Origin of the sequence: Sphingomonas sp. ASY06-1R (genome assembly GCF_052180265.1) — a bacterium.
Taxonomy (GTDB): domain Bacteria; phylum Pseudomonadota; class Alphaproteobacteria; order Sphingomonadales; family Sphingomonadaceae; genus Sphingomonas_I.
In genome coordinates this window covers 3,527,957-3,541,617 of the sequence record NZ_CP197464.1, presented here as the reverse complement: position 1 = coordinate 3,541,617, position 13,661 = coordinate 3,527,957, and the positions used below count along the sequence as shown (strand labels likewise).

The following is a 13,661-nucleotide window of genomic DNA, read 5'->3' as shown; positions in this document are numbered from 1 at the left end:
GGCAGCCGCGCATCGTTGCCGATGCCCGACTGCCGTTAGGATCGATCAGAAGCGGTAGCTGGCGGACACGCCCCATTCGCGGGGGCGGCCATAGCTGGCTTCGGCAAGGCCGAACGCGCCGGAGACGTTGCCCGACACTAGATATAGCGCCTTGGTCAGGTTCGTACCAAAGACGGACAATTGGATCGCCTGGCCGGGCAAAGTGTAGGTCAGCCGGGCATTGACCAAGCTATAGCCATCATCCGTGATCAGCGGCGAATTGGCGACGTCGTGATAGATGCGGCTGTACACGGTCAGATCGGTACGCAGCGCCATCTTGCCGCCGTTACTGAATTCATGGCTGACTTCCGCGCCCGAACTGAGCGTCCATTTGGGCGCCTTGACGAAATGGGTGTTGACCGTGATCGGCAGCACCTGCGTCGGGCCGAGCCCGGCGCCGACCGCGGTGTAGCGCGCGTCCAGATAGCCGACCGCGGCGTTGAACGTGAACCAACGCGCCGGCCGCATCACCGTTTCGAACTCGAACCCGTCAATCTTGCCCTTGGCGGCATTGGCCACGAAGTTGGTCGGCGTCTGGTTCACCGTCAGCTGGATGTCTTTGTAGATGGAATGGAAGGCGGCGAAATTAGTGGTCAGCGCGCCGTCCAGCCACTGTGCCTTCACGCCTGCTTCATACGTGTCGAGCGTCTCCGGCGCATATTCGGTGACTTCGCCCGCATTGTCCAACGGGCGTCCGTTGAAGCCGCCCTGCTTGAACCCGCGCGAGAAAGAGCCGTACAGTAGCAGATCGTCGCTCGCCTTATAGTTCAGGCCGACGCGCGGCGTAAACTTCTTGAAGGTGGCGTCCTTGGTGACGTTGACGAAGGTCACATTGTCGCGCTGGCGCGTATTGATCGACGTGAAGATCTTCTTGTCGCTGGTATAACGGCCGCCAACCGTCACGCTCAGGCGCGGCACGATCTCATAATCGAGCTGGCCGTAGGCGGCGTAGCTGCGATTGTTGGTATAGTTCTGGATGAACACAGCCGGTGTGTAGGGTGGCGGCGCGGCCGGTGCCCACAGGCCGATCGCCAGATCGGCGGTCGCGATGTCGGACGCCTTTTCCTTGAAGTAGAATCCGCCGACCACATAGCTCAGCCGGTCGTTCAGCAACTTGCCCGTCAGCTGCAATTCCTGGCTGAACTGCCACTGCTTGTCGCGGTTGGTGGTCTGACGGAAGACGAACGGCGTATTGTCGCCGTCGCGGGTGAAATAGGCCTTCATGTCGCGATAGGCGGAGATCGACTTCAGCGTCGCGCCCCCCAGATCATAGGCCACGACCCCCTGCACGCCCCACAGGTCCAGATCATTGTCATTGGGCCCGCCTGCCCAGGTCTCGTACGGGCTGTCCGTGATGTAGCTGGGGTTGAGCGTGGGCTGGCCGTTGGGCGCGATGATGCCGCGCGATGGCGCCACATAACGGTTGTAATTCACCAGGAAGGGGATGCCGGTGATGCCCGGCGAATTGCCGACCGCGAGCAGATCGGACGGCGCCGAATTTTCCCGCGCCCGGGTGTAATCGGCGCCGAGATCAATCGTGAGGTCCGGCGTCGGCCGGATGCGCAGCTTGGCGCGCACCATCTGGGCGGAACGATTGCCCTGCGTCTCGCCATCGAACAGCCGTTTGACATAGCCATCACGGTTGAGCGTCGCGCCGGAGATGCGTAGCCCGACCTTATCGTCGATGATCGGGATGTTGATCGCACCCTTCGCGTCCATCCGATCGAAGCGGCCATAGGTGGCCTCGACCCGGCCGCTGGTCGTGTTCAGGTCCGGTTGCGTGGTGTTGATCAGGACCGCGCCGCCGATCGTGTTCTTGCCAAACAGCGTGCCCTGCGGACCGCGCAACACCTGCACGCTGTCGATATCGACCGCATCCATGACGCCTCCGATCGAGCGCGCATAATAGACGTCATCGACATAGAAGCCGACGCCGGGATCGGAGAAGATGGCGAAATCATTCTGGCCGACGCCGCGGATGAAGACGGTGGCATTGTAATTGCCGCCGGAGAGCGCCGCCGCCCCGTCGAAGCGGATGTTCGGCGTATATTTGGCGATCTGGTCGAGCGTGTCGACGTTGCGGGCGGCAAGCGCCGCGCCGCCAAAGGCCGTGACGGCCACCGGCACGTCCTGAAGCCGTTCGGAAGTGCGGCGCGCCGTAACCACGATCTCATTGCCTTCGACGTCCTGGTTGGCTGCGGCGTCCGCAGGGCGGGCCGTCGCACTCGTCGACGCGCCCGATTCCTGTGCCTGCGCGCCCGTCACCGCGAGCAATGCAATGCCCGACAACAGGCCCGCTCGGTAGATGCCCCTCATTTGATCCTCCTCAGGAGTGCCCGGGTTGTCGTACTCACGCGCTGCCCACCCGGGACATTGAGCGCACGTGTCTTGCGGATGAGATGATCGAGCGTCGCTTTCTCTTCCGCGCTCAGCACCCCGAAGAATTCGGCGTCATGGTCGGCGGTCACCTGCTCCACTTCGGCGCAGAGCCGGCGACCGGCTTCGGTCAGGTGAAGCGCGTTGCTGCGCCGATCCCGGCCAGGGCGACGTTCGGCCGCGCCCAAGGAAACGAGCGCATTGACCGTGGCCATGGTGCTCGCGCGGTTGATGCCGAGCGCACGGCCCAAGGCGTTCTGATCGCAGCCTTCGTGCAAGCTGATAAAGATAAGCGCAGTGGCACGGCCTGGGGTCACGCCGATCTGCGAAAGCGCTTCGAACAAGGCGCTCATCGCCATGATATCCAGCCGGCGGAGCTGATACCCCAGCCGTTCGGCAATGACGCCAAACATGGCATCGCGCGCGTTTGCCATCATCCTCACCCCGTTTGCGCGACTTCACGGCCGCGATCTTATCTGCCGGTTATAGTACGGGTGACATACATTTATAGCAAGCGCGGCGGCGCGCTTTGTTTCCATTTCTGACGAATCTTATGCTCACGCGCTGGTGCGCCGGCGCTCAGGATTCCTGGAGCAACTCTTTCTCGCGTTCACGCGCATAGGCCTGCGTGCCGCGCGTATAGACGCGATCGGTCGGCAGGATCGTGTCGATCGCGATATCCGGCATGGTCTCCAGCTCGGCATAGAGGGGGCCGAAATCCGTCTCTACCGTGGTGCGCAGAAGGTCGTCGAAACTGTCGATGACGAAGTAATTCTGTTGATAATCGTCGATGCGATACTGTGTGCGCATCAGCCGCTTCAGATCGAAACCAAGCCGGTTGGGCGAAGGATCATCCAGCGCGAAAACCGATTCGCCATAAGACGATACGATGCCGGCGCCATAGATGCGCATCCCTTCCGGCGAGCGGACCAGCCCGAATTCGACCGTATACCAGTAAAGACGTGCCAGCTTGGCGATAGCGCCCGCGTCGGCGGCTCGCTGTCCGCCCCTACCGTAGGCTTGCATATAATCCGCAAACACCGGGTTCGCGAGCAACGGGACATGACCGAACACGTCGTGGAAAATGTCCGGCTCCTGCAGATAATCCAGCTGTTCCGGCGTGCGGATGAACCGACCGGCGACAAAGCGCCGCTCCGCCAGATGATTGAAGAAAACATCGTCCGGGACGAGGCCGGGGACGGCCAGTACCTGCCATCCGGTGGCGGCCATCAACCGTTCGTTGAGCTCGTTGAAATCGGGAATGCCGGGCTTGGACATGCGGAGCACGTCCAGCCCCTTCAGAAATTCGGGCACGGCGCGCCCCGGCAGCATCTTCGCCTGCCGTTCGAACAGGCGATCCCACGTGGCATGTTCGAGCGCGGTGTAAGAGGTCCAGTCCTGCGAGACGGTCCAATCCGCGTTGGCGTGCGCTGGGCGCTGCAAAATGGTGTCTGCCATAGATATAGAATCGCATTCTACTGCCGAATTTGCCTTTCAATCTCGCGGGCTTTACGCCTTCATGCGAAACGTCAGTTCACCGGAGCGCTGTGGCATGAAAAATAGTTCCAAACTGGAAACGCTCGACCGGCGGATCGTCGAACAATTGCAGAAAGACGCCTCGATCAGTCATGCCGATCTGGCCGAGCGAGTCGGCTCGTCGCCGGCATCCTGCTGGCGCAGGATCCGTGCGCTGGAGACGGCCGGCATACTGGCGGCCAATGTCCGGCTGGTGAATCCCGAAAAGGTCGGGCGAGGCGTCAATGTGATTTGCAACATTCGCGTTCGCAGCCACGCCCGCGACGTCAGGGCGCAGTTCGAGGCGTTCGTCCGCACCCGCCCGGAAGTGATGGAATGCTATTCCATGTCGGGCGAATGGGATTATCTTCTTCGCATCGTCGCGGCAGACGTCGCCGATTATGAGGAATTCCTCATGCGGACGTTGCTGGAGCACCCTTCCGTCGGCGGCGCGGCATCCCATTTCGCGCTCTCGACAACCAAATATACGACCGCCTTGCCGGTATGATCGCGCCGCACATGGCCGTTCAGAGGCGATCCGGCTGTTGTCCGGCCACGATCCGGTGATGTTCGACATTTTCGGGCTTATCCAGCAGGAAGCGATCGTCGTCCGGATAGTAGCGCGCGGTTTCGGCCGCTTCGCCCGCAAAGGCCCGGATGGCATTCATGTCGCGCCACCAGCTTAACGTCGTGACCTCGCTGGTGCCGTCGCCCAGCGACCGCAGCAGCATTTGCGCGCCGAGGTTGCCGGGCGTGGCACGGTAATCCGCCAGGCCGGTGTCGCCGATATAAGCGATATAGGCAGCCTCATCCGCGGTGCGGATGCGCGACGCCCAACGGCGCAGGATGATAGTGGACTCGCTCATTCACGGCCTCCGCAATGCGTTGCGATAGAAACGCGTGATCGACTGGCGGGCAAGTATAAGATGTGAGAAACGGCCGGCGTGATCCAGCATCGTACATCTTACGCCCTCATCGTCGCGGGCGTCCTGCTCGTCCTGGTCGGCTTGGTATCGTGGCAGGTGGGATGGGATGTGCCGCTCCACCATCTGTTCCGTCTCCGGGGGACCGCATGGACACCGGTCGTGGTGCAGCTGTCGGCGCTGGGCGGCTTCGGGGTCATGGGACCGGTCGGGTTCCTGGCCATCGGACTATTGTTGTGGCGCCGCCGGGCGGGCGAAGCGCTGTGGCTGTTCACCACGGTCGCGAGCGGCCGCTTGGTGGTGGAAGGGTTGAAGCTCCTCATAACCAGGCCGCGTCCGCCGCTGATCGATCGGCTCGAACTGGTGCAGTCCTGGAGCTTCCCGAGCTCGCACGCGGCCGGTACGCTCATGACCTGCCTCGCACTGGCCGTCGTCATCGGCGGTCGACCGGCTTTTGTCCTGGCCTTCCTGGCGGCGTTGATCATCGGCTGGACGCGCCTTGCGTTGGCCGTCCATTGGCCAGGCGACGTGATGGCGGGATGGGGCGTCGGGCTGCTGTGGCTGGGGCTGGCGTTGCGTATCCACACGCCTGCGCGGGTCAGGCCTGCGGCATTGGCACCGTCGGCAGAAGGATCGACGCCTTAAGCCCTTGCGGCGGATTGTCGGCGAGGGCGAGGCGTCCGCCATGACTTTCGGCCACGCTGGTGGCGATTGCGAGGCCCAGGCCGGAACCGCCCGTGTCGCGATTGCGCGATCCTTCGAGCCGCTGAAACGGACGCATCACCCGATCGCGCGCATCGGCGGGGATGCCAGGGCCTGTATCGAGGACGCTGAGCGCCACGCCGGCTTCGGTCGGCTCCACCACCACGTTCGTGTCGCCGGCATATTTGATGGCATTGTCGATCAGGTTGCGGAGCGCACGTCGGACGAGATCGGGGTGCACCGACGCAACCTGGCGGACGGAGGGCAGGAAGGTCACGGCCTGCCCCAGCTCGCGATATTCTTCCACCACCGCTTCGGCCAAAGCGGTCACGTCCACGTCGCGCGCACTTTCCCGTGCCCGCCCGGTGCGCGCCAGGATCAGGATGTCCTCCAGCATGGCGGTCATCTCGGTCACCTTCGCGATGGCAGCCTCCCGCTCTTCGGGCGGGTCCATCGACTCGATCCGGATGCGAAGCGATGCGAGCGGCGTCCGCAGATCGTGGCCGATCGCACCGAGCATATGATCCTTCTCATCGAGCAGCCGGGTCATGCGCTGGCCCATGGCATTGAACGCCTCGATCGCCTTCACGACGTCGCTAGGCCCGCGCGAGGGGACCGGGATCGGCTCGTCACGGCCGTGAAAGCGACCGGTGGCGCGCGTAAGGTCGCGCAGCGGCCGAGCAATCTTGATCGCGATCCAGATCGTGGCGCCCAGTACGAGCAGATACAGGAGCAACGTCGCCGCCCCCAGCCGCAGCGCCAGCAGCGGGTCGCGTTTCGCCGTGGCGATGCGCGCCGTCAGCCAGCTTCCGTCCTGCTGGCGCGTGGCGAAACGCAGTAGCTGGACGTCGGCAGGAAGTTCGCGTCGGCGCCCGGTGCGCGGATTGATCTGCATGTCGCCGCCGCGAGCGGCCCGGACCGCCTGGGCGGGGGCGCCCGCTTTGACCAGCGCCGTGCGCAACTGCGCTTCCAGCGCCGCGTCGCGCTCTTTGTCGGCGATCCCGCTGGCGGTCGCCATTGCATAGCGGGCGCCGCGCCGGCTCTGATCTTCGATCACGGCATTACGGAAGATGGGTGCGGCATCACCGAAATCGTCCGCCACGGCGGCGAACGTGGCAATGGCCGGACCTTCCGTCTTGGCAAGGCTGAGCTTCTGCCGTTCGTTCAGGATGAGGGCGAAATTGGCCAGCTGCGCGACCAGCAGGGCCAGGCCCAGCAGCCACGCCATCTGCGCGGCTAGGCTGGTTGGCAGGAACCGCCTCATATCCGCCGGACCTCGGCGGCCAGCATGTATCCGCCGCCCCAGATCGTCTTGATCAATTTCGGCTCGGCCGGATCCGCCTCGACCTTGCGGCGCAGACGGCTTATATGATTGTCGATGCTCCGTTCGAAGGCGGCGAGTTCGCGCCCGGCGCTGAGATCCAGCAGTTGATCACGTGTGAGCACGCGTTTGGGATGGGTCACGAACGCATGGAGCAGATTATATTCGCCCGTCGACAGCGGGACGGCAACTCCATCCGCGCCGACCAGTTCGCGCTCGCCGGTACGCAGGATCCAGTCGGCAAAAGCGAAGCCCTGCGCATCCGGCGCGTGAACGTCCTGGGGGCCGCCGCTTGTTCGCCGCAGCACCGCCTTGATGCGCGCGAGCAGCTCGCGCGGTGAAAAAGGCTTGGTGACATAATCGTCGGCGCCGATTTCCAGCCCGAGGATACGGTCCATCTCTTCGGTTTTGGCTGTCAGCAGGATTACCGGCACCTGCGTGGTGGCGCGCAGGAAGCGAGCGAGTGACAGCCCGTCTTCGCCCGGCATCATGATATCCAGCAGCACCAGGTCGATCGCGTGGACCGCCAAAATCTCCCGCGCCGCCGCAGCGCTGTCCGCCTTGGTGACGCGCAGCGCATTCTTGGCGAGATACGCGGCGAGCGGATCACGGATGTCGCGTTCATCGTCGACCAGCAGGATGTGCGGTTCAGTCACTCTCTCTTCCGTAGCGTAGCTATGGGCGCAAAGCGAAGGCCCCGGGGCTTCGCAGCCCGGGGCCTTGCTGTGACTTAGTAGATCGCATTGGCCAGCACGGAGGCGATCACGCCGCTGGTGATGCCGATCAGCAGCGCATCATTGCCCGACTGAACCCAGCGATAGCCGCGCGGCGCATCGTTCAGGCGATAATAGCGCGGGCTGGAGATCACCCGATAATTGCGTGCGTAGCGGTGATCGAACCGTTCGCCCCGACGCCAGCTGCGATACTGATTTTGGTTGCGCTTGTCGTACCGGTTGAACTGCCCGCGATTGTCATGGCCGCGATTATCATGGCCGCGATTGTCGTAACGCTGCTCGTAACGACCGCGATCATTATGGCCAAAGGGCTGTGCCATAACAGGACCGGCGATCACTGAAGCGGCCACGGCGGCAAGAAGGAACTTCTTCATCTCTTATCTCCTCATCGACGCCGATGATCGGCGCTGAGGACTAAATGGACCCCGCTTGTCGCAAGCCTTTGTCAGGCACGCCGCTACTTTGTCGCAAAATGTCGCAATGGCCGGGGCGTCAGCTGTTGGCTTCGATATAGGCGTCCGGGTCCTTGTTGACCGGACGGACGCCGGTAAGATTTTCCGCTTCGAAGGCCGCAAAGCGCACCGCCAGATCGTGACTGCGCGCCTGATCGGCGCGACGGCGGAAGTCCGCGAGCCCCTGCCGCTCTTCTTCGGCCATATGGTCGCCATTCGCCTTGTTGCAGGCGTCGAGCGCGGCGAACCAGGCATCGCTGCCTACTGCTTCCTTGTCGACGGCCGCGCCGGTATCGCGGATCTCATTATGATCCTCGATGGCGTCCTCGGTTTCGTCCTCGGCACTGTCGGCATCGGCCGCGCCTTCGCCGATCTTCAGCAAATCGGGATAGAAGAAACGCTCTTCCGCCTCGGCATGCGTATCGAGCAGGGCGCGCAGGCGGCGCCAGATCGACGTGAGCGCCGCGGTGTCGGCGCGATCAATCTCGTCCAGCATCGCGAACAGCCTGCGTTGTTCGGCATGGTCGTCGAGAATGAGCTGGGTGATTTCCAAGACGATATCTCCGGGGCGGAGCGTCATTGCTCCTTCCGGCAAAGCGAGGCGACAGCGGCATGGTTCCCTTGCCACTTGCTCTAGGTTGTCGCGCCGCTGCAACAGTGCAGCGCGTGATGAAGCGACTGCACGGTTCGCAATGGCGCGGGGTGCCGCCGCGGCGTTAAGGCCGGCGTCATGCAAATCGGACAGCGAATAGAAGAGACGGGGCTGCTGCTGCGTGAGGGTGGCAGCTTTTACCTTCGCCGCGACGTCGGGGGGCGGTTCACGCTCGATCTGCGGCGTACGCCGATCGACGAAGTGGAAAAGCGCGTGAAGCTGGTGGGCACTTATGTCGGCCCCGATCTGATCGACGTGGATGGCGTGTCGCTGATCTGACATTCAGCGAGGAGCAAGCGGCGCGGCGTTAGCCGTACGCCATGCGGACCTTGTTTGCTCTGGCGCTGGCCCTTCTTGCAACGCCGTCCTTCGCGCAATCAGGCGAGGAGGATGCAGAGCACCGCGCCGACCGACTCCGTACCGAGCAACTAAACCGTAGTGCGGCCGATAGGGTCGACTATCGCAATGCCAACAATGCAGCCGCAATGACTCGATATCGGGACGCGCAGGAGGCGTATCAGCGCGCGCGGGAACGATGGCGGCGCAGGGTCGAGGCATGTCAGGACGGCGATTATCGCGCCTGCGATCCGGGCTAGCGGCACGGACCTGCCGAGACGATCTCGGTTGAGCGGTGCTAGAGTTCGCGCACCAGGCGGCGGGCGACCGCCAGCCAGGGCGCATCGGCGATAACGGTCTGCCGCGCACCACTGGCCAGCGACAATAGCAGGAGCTTTTGGCCGTCTATCCCGATCATGCGCCCAAAGGCGAAGCGCCCGCCCGGCCGTGGTACCAGCACATCGCGATTGAGCGCCCGCGCAAAATGCGCACGCTCGATCTGTTCGCACCACATCGCATCGCCGGCGCGGTAATCGCCCACACCCTGCTCCACCAGGATGGCGAGCGCCTTTGCCCCAGGTTGCGGTGGCGTCGCCGACAACGTCTTGCCCGGTGCCCGCGCGCCATCGCGCGTGAGCAAGGCGCGCACGGGCAATTCGGCCTTGTCGGGCAGTTGCACCAGATCGGCGGCCGCAACGCCGAGCGCAGCCGCAATGCGGTTCAGCCAGCCGACGCTCACCGTGCGCGTGCCCGTCTCCAACCGGCCGATCGTCTGCGCCGTGGTCGGCGGGTCGCAACGGGCGGCTACATCCAGCAAGGTAAGTCCCTTGGCCAAACGCACTTCACGGATGCAGGTTATCATCGGCGACTTTCCTTAACCAATCAGGTTGGTTGAATCACGCGGCTGGAGGTTTGGCAAGGGCGTCGTCGGTTCGCGACAGGGTCGATGCGCGGAACGCTGCAATAGGTTAGGGAAGCGCTATGAAGATCTCCCGTCTCCGTGCCGATCAGTTGCTGGTCGACCGCGGCCTTGTCGAAAGTCGTACGCGCGCACAGTCCCTGATCCTCGCCGGGCTGGTTTTTTCCGGCGAGCGCAAGCTGGCCAAGGCAGGTGAGCAGATCGCGATCGACGCGCCGCTGGACGTGCGCGGCCGGGATCATCCCTGGGTTTCGCGTGGCGGCATCAAGCTGGATCACGCGCTACGCCATTTCGCGTGGGACGTCGCCGGCGCGGTCGCGATCGATGTCGGTTCATCGACCGGGGGATTTACCGACGTCCTGCTCACGCGCGGCGCGGCGCGGGTCTATGCGGTCGATAGCGGGACCAACCAGCTGGCCTGGAAGCTGCGCCAGGACGATCGCGTGATCGTGCTGGAAAAGACCAATGCCCGCAACCTGACCGCGGCCGAGATAGCCGAAAGCGTCGATCTGATCGTCTGCGACGCAAGCTTCATCGGACTTGCCAAGGTCCTTGATAGGCCAATCCGCTTCGCCAAGCCGGCGGCGCGGCTGGTGGCGTTGATCAAGCCGCAATTCGAAGCTGGGCGTGAGGAAGTCGGCAAGGGCGGCGTAGTGCGGGATCCTGCCGTTCACGCCCGTGTCTGCGAAGAGGTGCGTGCCTGGATCGAAGGCGAAGGCTGGGTCGTTGCGGGTATTGAACGAAGCCCGATCACGGGTCCCGAGGGCAATGTCGAATTCCTCCTCGCGGCGATTAGAGGAGAGACGCCATGAAACTGTCCGCCTGGATGATCACGATCCCGATCATCGTGCTGCTGGGCATGGCGTCCGGCTGGCTGAGCAATTCGGGCTATGGCAATCCCTGGTTCGAGCGGCTCGCCAAGCCCAGCTTCATGCCGCCGGGCTGGGCGTTCCCGGTGGCGTGGACGATCCTCTATATCCTGATGGGCGTGGCGCTTGGTCTCGTGCTGGAAACGCAACATCCGCTGCGCAATGTCGCCATCGCCTTGTTCGCGGTTCAATTGCTGCTGAACCTCGCCTGGTCGCCGGTCTTTTTCGGCATGCATCAGGCGCGCGCCGGGCTTGCCATTATCGTGATGCTGTTCGTAGCGACGGCCGCAACGGCCGTCGCCTTCTGGCGGATCCAGCCCATGGCGGGTGCATTGCTGCTGCCCTATCTGGGCTGGCTGCTTTTCGCCTCTTTCCTCAATGGCGCGATCGTGCGGCTGAACTTGTCAAATGTCTGAGCGCTACCCATTTAGCTGACTAACACACTTCGCCTTCAACCCGCTTCAGGAGTCACGGCCATGCAGAGCGAGAACAAATTTTTCGAAGATATGGTAAAGATGGCGAACGGCTTTGCCGGAACCGTCGCCGGCATGGGCCGCGAAGCGGAAGGCAATGCCCGCGAGAAGTTCAAGCAGTGGATCGGCGGGTTCGATTTCGTCAGCCGCGAGGAATTTGAAGCGGTCAAGGCGATGGCTGCCGCAGCGCGTGACGAAGTGGCTGCATTGAAGGCCGAACTCGCGGCTACCAAGGATCCGGGCGCCGCGCCGACCAGCTATGATGCGACCCCCGGCGACGATGGGCCGGCCGCGAACGCCGCCAAGGCGTAAGCCTTAGCCACTCGGTTTGTGCCGTCGTCACCCCAGCGAAAGCTGGGGGACGCTGCGCCATTCGACCGACAAATATGCGCCACAAAGGTGCCTGCGCGTCACGAGCGGCTCCGGGCGGCTGCGCATCTTCATTCACCACCTTTGCGGCTCGCGCGTACGCCTGCTAGGCGCGCGCCATGACTCCTCTCGACAAGATCCGTAATTTCTCGATCATCGCGCATATCGATCATGGCAAGTCGACGCTTGCCGATCGTCTGATCCAGCGCACCGGCGGCCTCACCGAGCGGGAGATGTCCGCCCAGGTGCTCGACAATATGGATATCGAGAAAGAGCGCGGCATCACCATCAAGGCGCAGACCGTGCGGCTGAACTGGAAGGGCTATGAGCTCAACCTGATGGACACGCCGGGCCATGTCGACTTCGCCTATGAAGTCTCGCGCTCGCTCGCTGCGTGCGAGGGCGCGCTGCTGGTGGTGGACGCGGCGCAGGGCGTCGAGGCGCAGACGCTCGCCAACGTCTATCAGTCGATCGAGCATGATCATGAGATCATCCCCGTCATCAACAAGATTGATCTGCCGGCCGCCGAGCCGGAAAAGGTCCGCACCGAAATCGAGGAAGTGATCGGCCTCGATGCCTCCGAAGCCGTTTTGGCCTCCGCCAAATCGGGTATCGGCATCGACGAAATCCTCGATGCGATCATTGCCAAGATCCCGCCGCCCAAGGGCGACATCGATGCGCCGCTCAAGGCGATGCTGGTCGACAGCTGGTACGATCCCTATCTCGGCGTCGTCATTCTCGTGCGCGTCATCGACGGTGTGCTCAAGAAAGGCGCGCAGATCGCCTTCATGGCTGGCGGCACCCAGCATCTGGTCGATCGCGTCGGCTGCTTCCGCCCCAAGATCGAGCAACTGACCGAACTCGGACCGGGCGAGATCGGCTTCATCACCGCGCAGATCAAGGAAGTGGCGCAGACCGCGGTCGGTGACACGATCACCGATGCCAAGAAGCCCGCTGCCGAGGCGCTTCCCGGATTCAAGCTCGTCCAGCCGGTGGTGTTCTGCGGCCTGTTCCCGGTCGATGCGGCGGATTTCGACAAGCTGCGCGAGAGCATTTCGCGGTTGCGGCTCAACGATGCCAGCTTCACGTTCGAGATGGAGAGTTCGGCCGCGCTCGGATTCGGCTTCCGCTGCGGCTTCCTGGGGTTGCTCCATCTGGAGATCATCCAGGAGCGGCTGACGCGCGAATATGATCTCGATCTGATCACCACCGCACCGAGTGTGGTCTACAAGATCCAGCTCGCGCATGATCGCGGCGAGATCGAGCTGCACAATCCCGCCGATATGCCCGATCCCAGCAGGATCGCCTCCATCGAGGAGCCGTGGATCGAAGCGGTGATCTACTGCCCCGACGAATATCTCGGCTCGATCCTGAAGCTTTGCCAGGATCGGCGCGGCATCCAGAAGAACCTGACCTACGTCGCCGGCCGTGCGCAGGTGACCTATGAACTGCCGCTCAACGAGGTGGTGTTCGATTTCTACGACCGGATCAAATCGATCAGCCGCGGCTATGCCAGCTTCGATTATCACCAGATCGGCTATCGCGAGGGCGACCTCGTCAAGATGAGCATCATGGTCAATGCCGAGCCGGTCGATGCGCTCAGCATGATCGTCCATCGCGGCACGGCCGAAGCACGCGGGCGCGGCATGTGCGAACGGCTCAAGGATCTGATCCCGCGTCATTTGTTCAAGATCCCGATCCAGGCGGCAATCGGCGGCAAGGTGATTGCGCGCGAGACGATTGCGGCGATGCGCAAGGACGTGACCGCCAAATGCTATGGCGGCGACGCCAGCCGCAAGCGCAAGCTCCTCGACAAGCAGAAAGAGGGCAAGAAGCGCATGCGCGAATATGGCTCGGTCAGCATCCCGCAAGAGGCTTTCATCGCCGCGCTCCGGATGGGCGAAGAGTGAAGCGAACCCCTGTCCGTGGGATCGGAATTGAATTACGTCGGCGCCGGAATGAAGCGCATTCACATGCGCGT

The 13,661-nt window shown here is 63.2% G+C and carries 17 protein-coding genes; 8 read left to right on the top strand and 9 right to left on the bottom strand.

What is annotated here, in order from left to right; genetic code table 11:
- Nucleotides 1-45 precede the first annotated feature (45 nt).
- The 3 genes from ACSBM8_RS16665 to phhA all read right to left on the bottom strand — a co-directional run bounded on the left by ACSBM8_RS16665 (nucleotide 46) and on the right by phhA (nucleotide 3,873).
- Nucleotides 46-2,355, bottom strand: coding sequence for a TonB-dependent receptor (locus ACSBM8_RS16665; RefSeq protein WP_442679112.1), 2,310 nt, complete (start codon nucleotides 2,353-2,355; stop codon nucleotides 46-48).
- Nucleotides 2,352-2,852 (bottom strand): MarR family winged helix-turn-helix transcriptional regulator, encoded by a 501-nt coding sequence (locus ACSBM8_RS16660; protein WP_442679111.1) that lies wholly within the window; start codon nucleotides 2,850-2,852, stop codon nucleotides 2,352-2,354. Before ACSBM8_RS16660 ends, ACSBM8_RS16665 begins: the two co-directional genes overlap by 4 nt.
- Nucleotides 2,853-2,994: 142 nt before the next feature.
- On the bottom strand, nucleotides 2,995-3,873 hold the full coding sequence (gene phhA, locus ACSBM8_RS16655) for a phenylalanine 4-monooxygenase (RefSeq protein ID WP_442679110.1): 879 nt from the start codon (nucleotides 3,871-3,873) through the stop codon (nucleotides 2,995-2,997).
- A 94-nt stretch (nucleotides 3,874-3,967) separates the two neighbouring features.
- On the opposite strand from phhA, the gene ACSBM8_RS16650 reads away from it, so the two are divergent.
- The gene (locus ACSBM8_RS16650) at nucleotides 3,968-4,438 is read left to right on the top strand and encodes an Lrp/AsnC family transcriptional regulator (protein WP_442679109.1); all 471 of its coding nucleotides are present in this window, start codon (nucleotides 3,968-3,970) and stop codon (nucleotides 4,436-4,438) included.
- A gap of 19 nt (nucleotides 4,439-4,457) precedes the next feature.
- Here ACSBM8_RS16650 and ACSBM8_RS16645 read toward each other — a convergent pair whose 3' ends face one another.
- Nucleotides 4,458-4,796 (bottom strand): hypothetical protein, encoded by a 339-nt coding sequence (locus tag ACSBM8_RS16645; RefSeq protein WP_442679108.1) that lies wholly within the window; start codon nucleotides 4,794-4,796, stop codon nucleotides 4,458-4,460.
- 78 nt (nucleotides 4,797-4,874) lie between these two features.
- Between ACSBM8_RS16645 and ACSBM8_RS16640 the strand changes: the two genes are divergently transcribed.
- Nucleotides 4,875-5,498 carry a phosphatase PAP2 family protein gene (locus ACSBM8_RS16640; RefSeq protein WP_442679107.1) on the top strand — a complete coding sequence of 208 codons (624 nt, stop codon included), beginning with the start codon at nucleotides 4,875-4,877 and terminating at the stop codon, nucleotides 5,496-5,498.
- On the opposite strand, the gene ACSBM8_RS16635 is transcribed toward ACSBM8_RS16640, so the two are convergent.
- From ACSBM8_RS16635 to ACSBM8_RS16620, 4 genes are all read right to left on the bottom strand, one after another.
- On the bottom strand, nucleotides 5,452-6,783 hold the full coding sequence (locus ACSBM8_RS16635) for a sensor histidine kinase (protein WP_442679106.1): 1,332 nt from the start codon (nucleotides 6,781-6,783) through the stop codon (nucleotides 5,452-5,454). The genes ACSBM8_RS16640 and ACSBM8_RS16635 overlap by 47 nt on opposite strands.
- A 32-nt stretch (nucleotides 6,784-6,815) precedes the next feature.
- Entirely contained in the window at nucleotides 6,816-7,532 is a 717-nt protein-coding gene (locus tag ACSBM8_RS16630; protein ID WP_442679105.1) for a response regulator, read from the bottom strand.
- A 74-nt stretch (nucleotides 7,533-7,606) separates the two neighbouring features.
- Nucleotides 7,607-7,984 carry an RcnB family protein gene (locus tag ACSBM8_RS16625; RefSeq protein WP_442679104.1) on the bottom strand — a complete coding sequence of 126 codons (378 nt, stop codon included), beginning with the start codon at nucleotides 7,982-7,984 and terminating at the stop codon, nucleotides 7,607-7,609.
- Between the two features lie 118 nt (nucleotides 7,985-8,102).
- Nucleotides 8,103-8,642, bottom strand: a complete 540-nt coding sequence (locus ACSBM8_RS16620; protein WP_442679103.1) for a hemerythrin domain-containing protein — start codon at nucleotides 8,640-8,642, stop codon at nucleotides 8,103-8,105.
- Between the two features lie 150 nt (nucleotides 8,643-8,792).
- Between ACSBM8_RS16620 and ACSBM8_RS16615 the strand changes: the two genes are divergently transcribed.
- On the top strand, nucleotides 8,793-8,993 hold the full coding sequence (locus ACSBM8_RS16615; protein ID WP_442679102.1) for a DUF5818 domain-containing protein: 201 nt from the start codon (nucleotides 8,793-8,795) through the stop codon (nucleotides 8,991-8,993).
- 41 nt (nucleotides 8,994-9,034) lie between these two features.
- The gene (locus ACSBM8_RS16610) at nucleotides 9,035-9,310 is read left to right on the top strand and encodes a hypothetical protein (RefSeq protein ID WP_442679101.1); all 276 of its coding nucleotides are present in this window, start codon (nucleotides 9,035-9,037) and stop codon (nucleotides 9,308-9,310) included.
- 38 nt (nucleotides 9,311-9,348) lie between these two features.
- Here ACSBM8_RS16610 and ACSBM8_RS16605 read toward each other — a convergent pair whose 3' ends face one another.
- Nucleotides 9,349-9,912: a helix-turn-helix domain-containing protein gene (locus ACSBM8_RS16605; RefSeq protein ID WP_442679100.1), complete on the bottom strand. Its 564-nt coding sequence runs from the start codon at nucleotides 9,910-9,912 to the stop codon at nucleotides 9,349-9,351.
- A gap of 119 nt (nucleotides 9,913-10,031) precedes the next feature.
- Here ACSBM8_RS16605 and ACSBM8_RS16600 point away from each other — a divergent pair, with 119 nt between their 5' ends.
- The 4 genes from ACSBM8_RS16600 to lepA all read left to right on the top strand — a co-directional run bounded on the left by ACSBM8_RS16600 (nucleotide 10,032) and on the right by lepA (nucleotide 13,590).
- Entirely contained in the window at nucleotides 10,032-10,781 is a 750-nt protein-coding gene (locus ACSBM8_RS16600) for a TlyA family RNA methyltransferase (protein WP_442679099.1), read from the top strand.
- Nucleotides 10,778-11,254 (top strand): TspO/MBR family protein, encoded by a 477-nt coding sequence (locus tag ACSBM8_RS16595; protein ID WP_442679098.1) that lies wholly within the window; start codon nucleotides 10,778-10,780, stop codon nucleotides 11,252-11,254. Before ACSBM8_RS16600 ends, ACSBM8_RS16595 begins: the two co-directional genes overlap by 4 nt.
- A gap of 60 nt (nucleotides 11,255-11,314) precedes the next feature.
- Nucleotides 11,315-11,623 (top strand): accessory factor UbiK family protein, encoded by a 309-nt coding sequence (locus ACSBM8_RS16590; RefSeq protein ID WP_442679097.1) that lies wholly within the window; start codon nucleotides 11,315-11,317, stop codon nucleotides 11,621-11,623.
- A 176-nt stretch (nucleotides 11,624-11,799) separates the two neighbouring features.
- Nucleotides 11,800-13,590: a translation elongation factor 4 gene (lepA, locus tag ACSBM8_RS16585; protein WP_442679096.1), complete on the top strand. Its 1,791-nt coding sequence runs from the start codon at nucleotides 11,800-11,802 to the stop codon at nucleotides 13,588-13,590.
- Nucleotides 13,591-13,661: the final 71 nt, after the last annotated feature.

What these genes read in the sequence shown, in the direction of transcription:
- lepA (WP_442679096.1), top strand. Translation starts at nt 11,800, where the DNA reads ATGACTCCTCTCGACAAGATCCGTAATTTCTCGATCATCGCGCATATC.
- ACSBM8_RS16600 (WP_442679099.1), top strand. Translation starts at nt 10,032, where the DNA reads ATGAAGATCTCCCGTCTCCGTGCCGATCAGTTGCTGGTCGACCGCGGC.
- ACSBM8_RS16660 (WP_442679111.1), bottom strand. Translation starts at nt 2,852, where the DNA reads ATGATGGCAAACGCGCGCGATGCCATGTTTGGCGTCATTGCCGAACGG.
- ACSBM8_RS16620 (WP_442679103.1), bottom strand. Translation starts at nt 8,642, where the DNA reads ATGACGCTCCGCCCCGGAGATATCGTCTTGGAAATCACCCAGCTCATT.
- ACSBM8_RS16650 (WP_442679109.1), top strand. Translation starts at nt 3,968, where the DNA reads ATGAAAAATAGTTCCAAACTGGAAACGCTCGACCGGCGGATCGTCGAA.
- ACSBM8_RS16635 (WP_442679106.1), bottom strand. Translation starts at nt 6,783, where the DNA reads ATGGCGTGGCTGCTGGGCCTGGCCCTGCTGGTCGCGCAGCTGGCCAAT.
- ACSBM8_RS16610 (WP_442679101.1), top strand. Translation starts at nt 9,035, where the DNA reads ATGCGGACCTTGTTTGCTCTGGCGCTGGCCCTTCTTGCAACGCCGTCC.
- phhA (WP_442679110.1), bottom strand. Translation starts at nt 3,873, where the DNA reads ATGGCAGACACCATTTTGCAGCGCCCAGCGCACGCCAACGCGGATTGG.
- ACSBM8_RS16645 (WP_442679108.1), bottom strand. Translation starts at nt 4,796, where the DNA reads ATGAGCGAGTCCACTATCATCCTGCGCCGTTGGGCGTCGCGCATCCGC.
- ACSBM8_RS16590 (WP_442679097.1), top strand. Translation starts at nt 11,315, where the DNA reads ATGCAGAGCGAGAACAAATTTTTCGAAGATATGGTAAAGATGGCGAAC.
- ACSBM8_RS16595 (WP_442679098.1), top strand. Translation starts at nt 10,778, where the DNA reads ATGAAACTGTCCGCCTGGATGATCACGATCCCGATCATCGTGCTGCTG.
- ACSBM8_RS16625 (WP_442679104.1), bottom strand. Translation starts at nt 7,984, where the DNA reads ATGAAGAAGTTCCTTCTTGCCGCCGTGGCCGCTTCAGTGATCGCCGGT.
- ACSBM8_RS16615 (WP_442679102.1), top strand. Translation starts at nt 8,793, where the DNA reads ATGCAAATCGGACAGCGAATAGAAGAGACGGGGCTGCTGCTGCGTGAG.
- ACSBM8_RS16605 (WP_442679100.1), bottom strand. Translation starts at nt 9,912, where the DNA reads ATGATAACCTGCATCCGTGAAGTGCGTTTGGCCAAGGGACTTACCTTG.
- ACSBM8_RS16665 (WP_442679112.1), bottom strand. Translation starts at nt 2,355, where the DNA reads ATGAGGGGCATCTACCGAGCGGGCCTGTTGTCGGGCATTGCATTGCTC.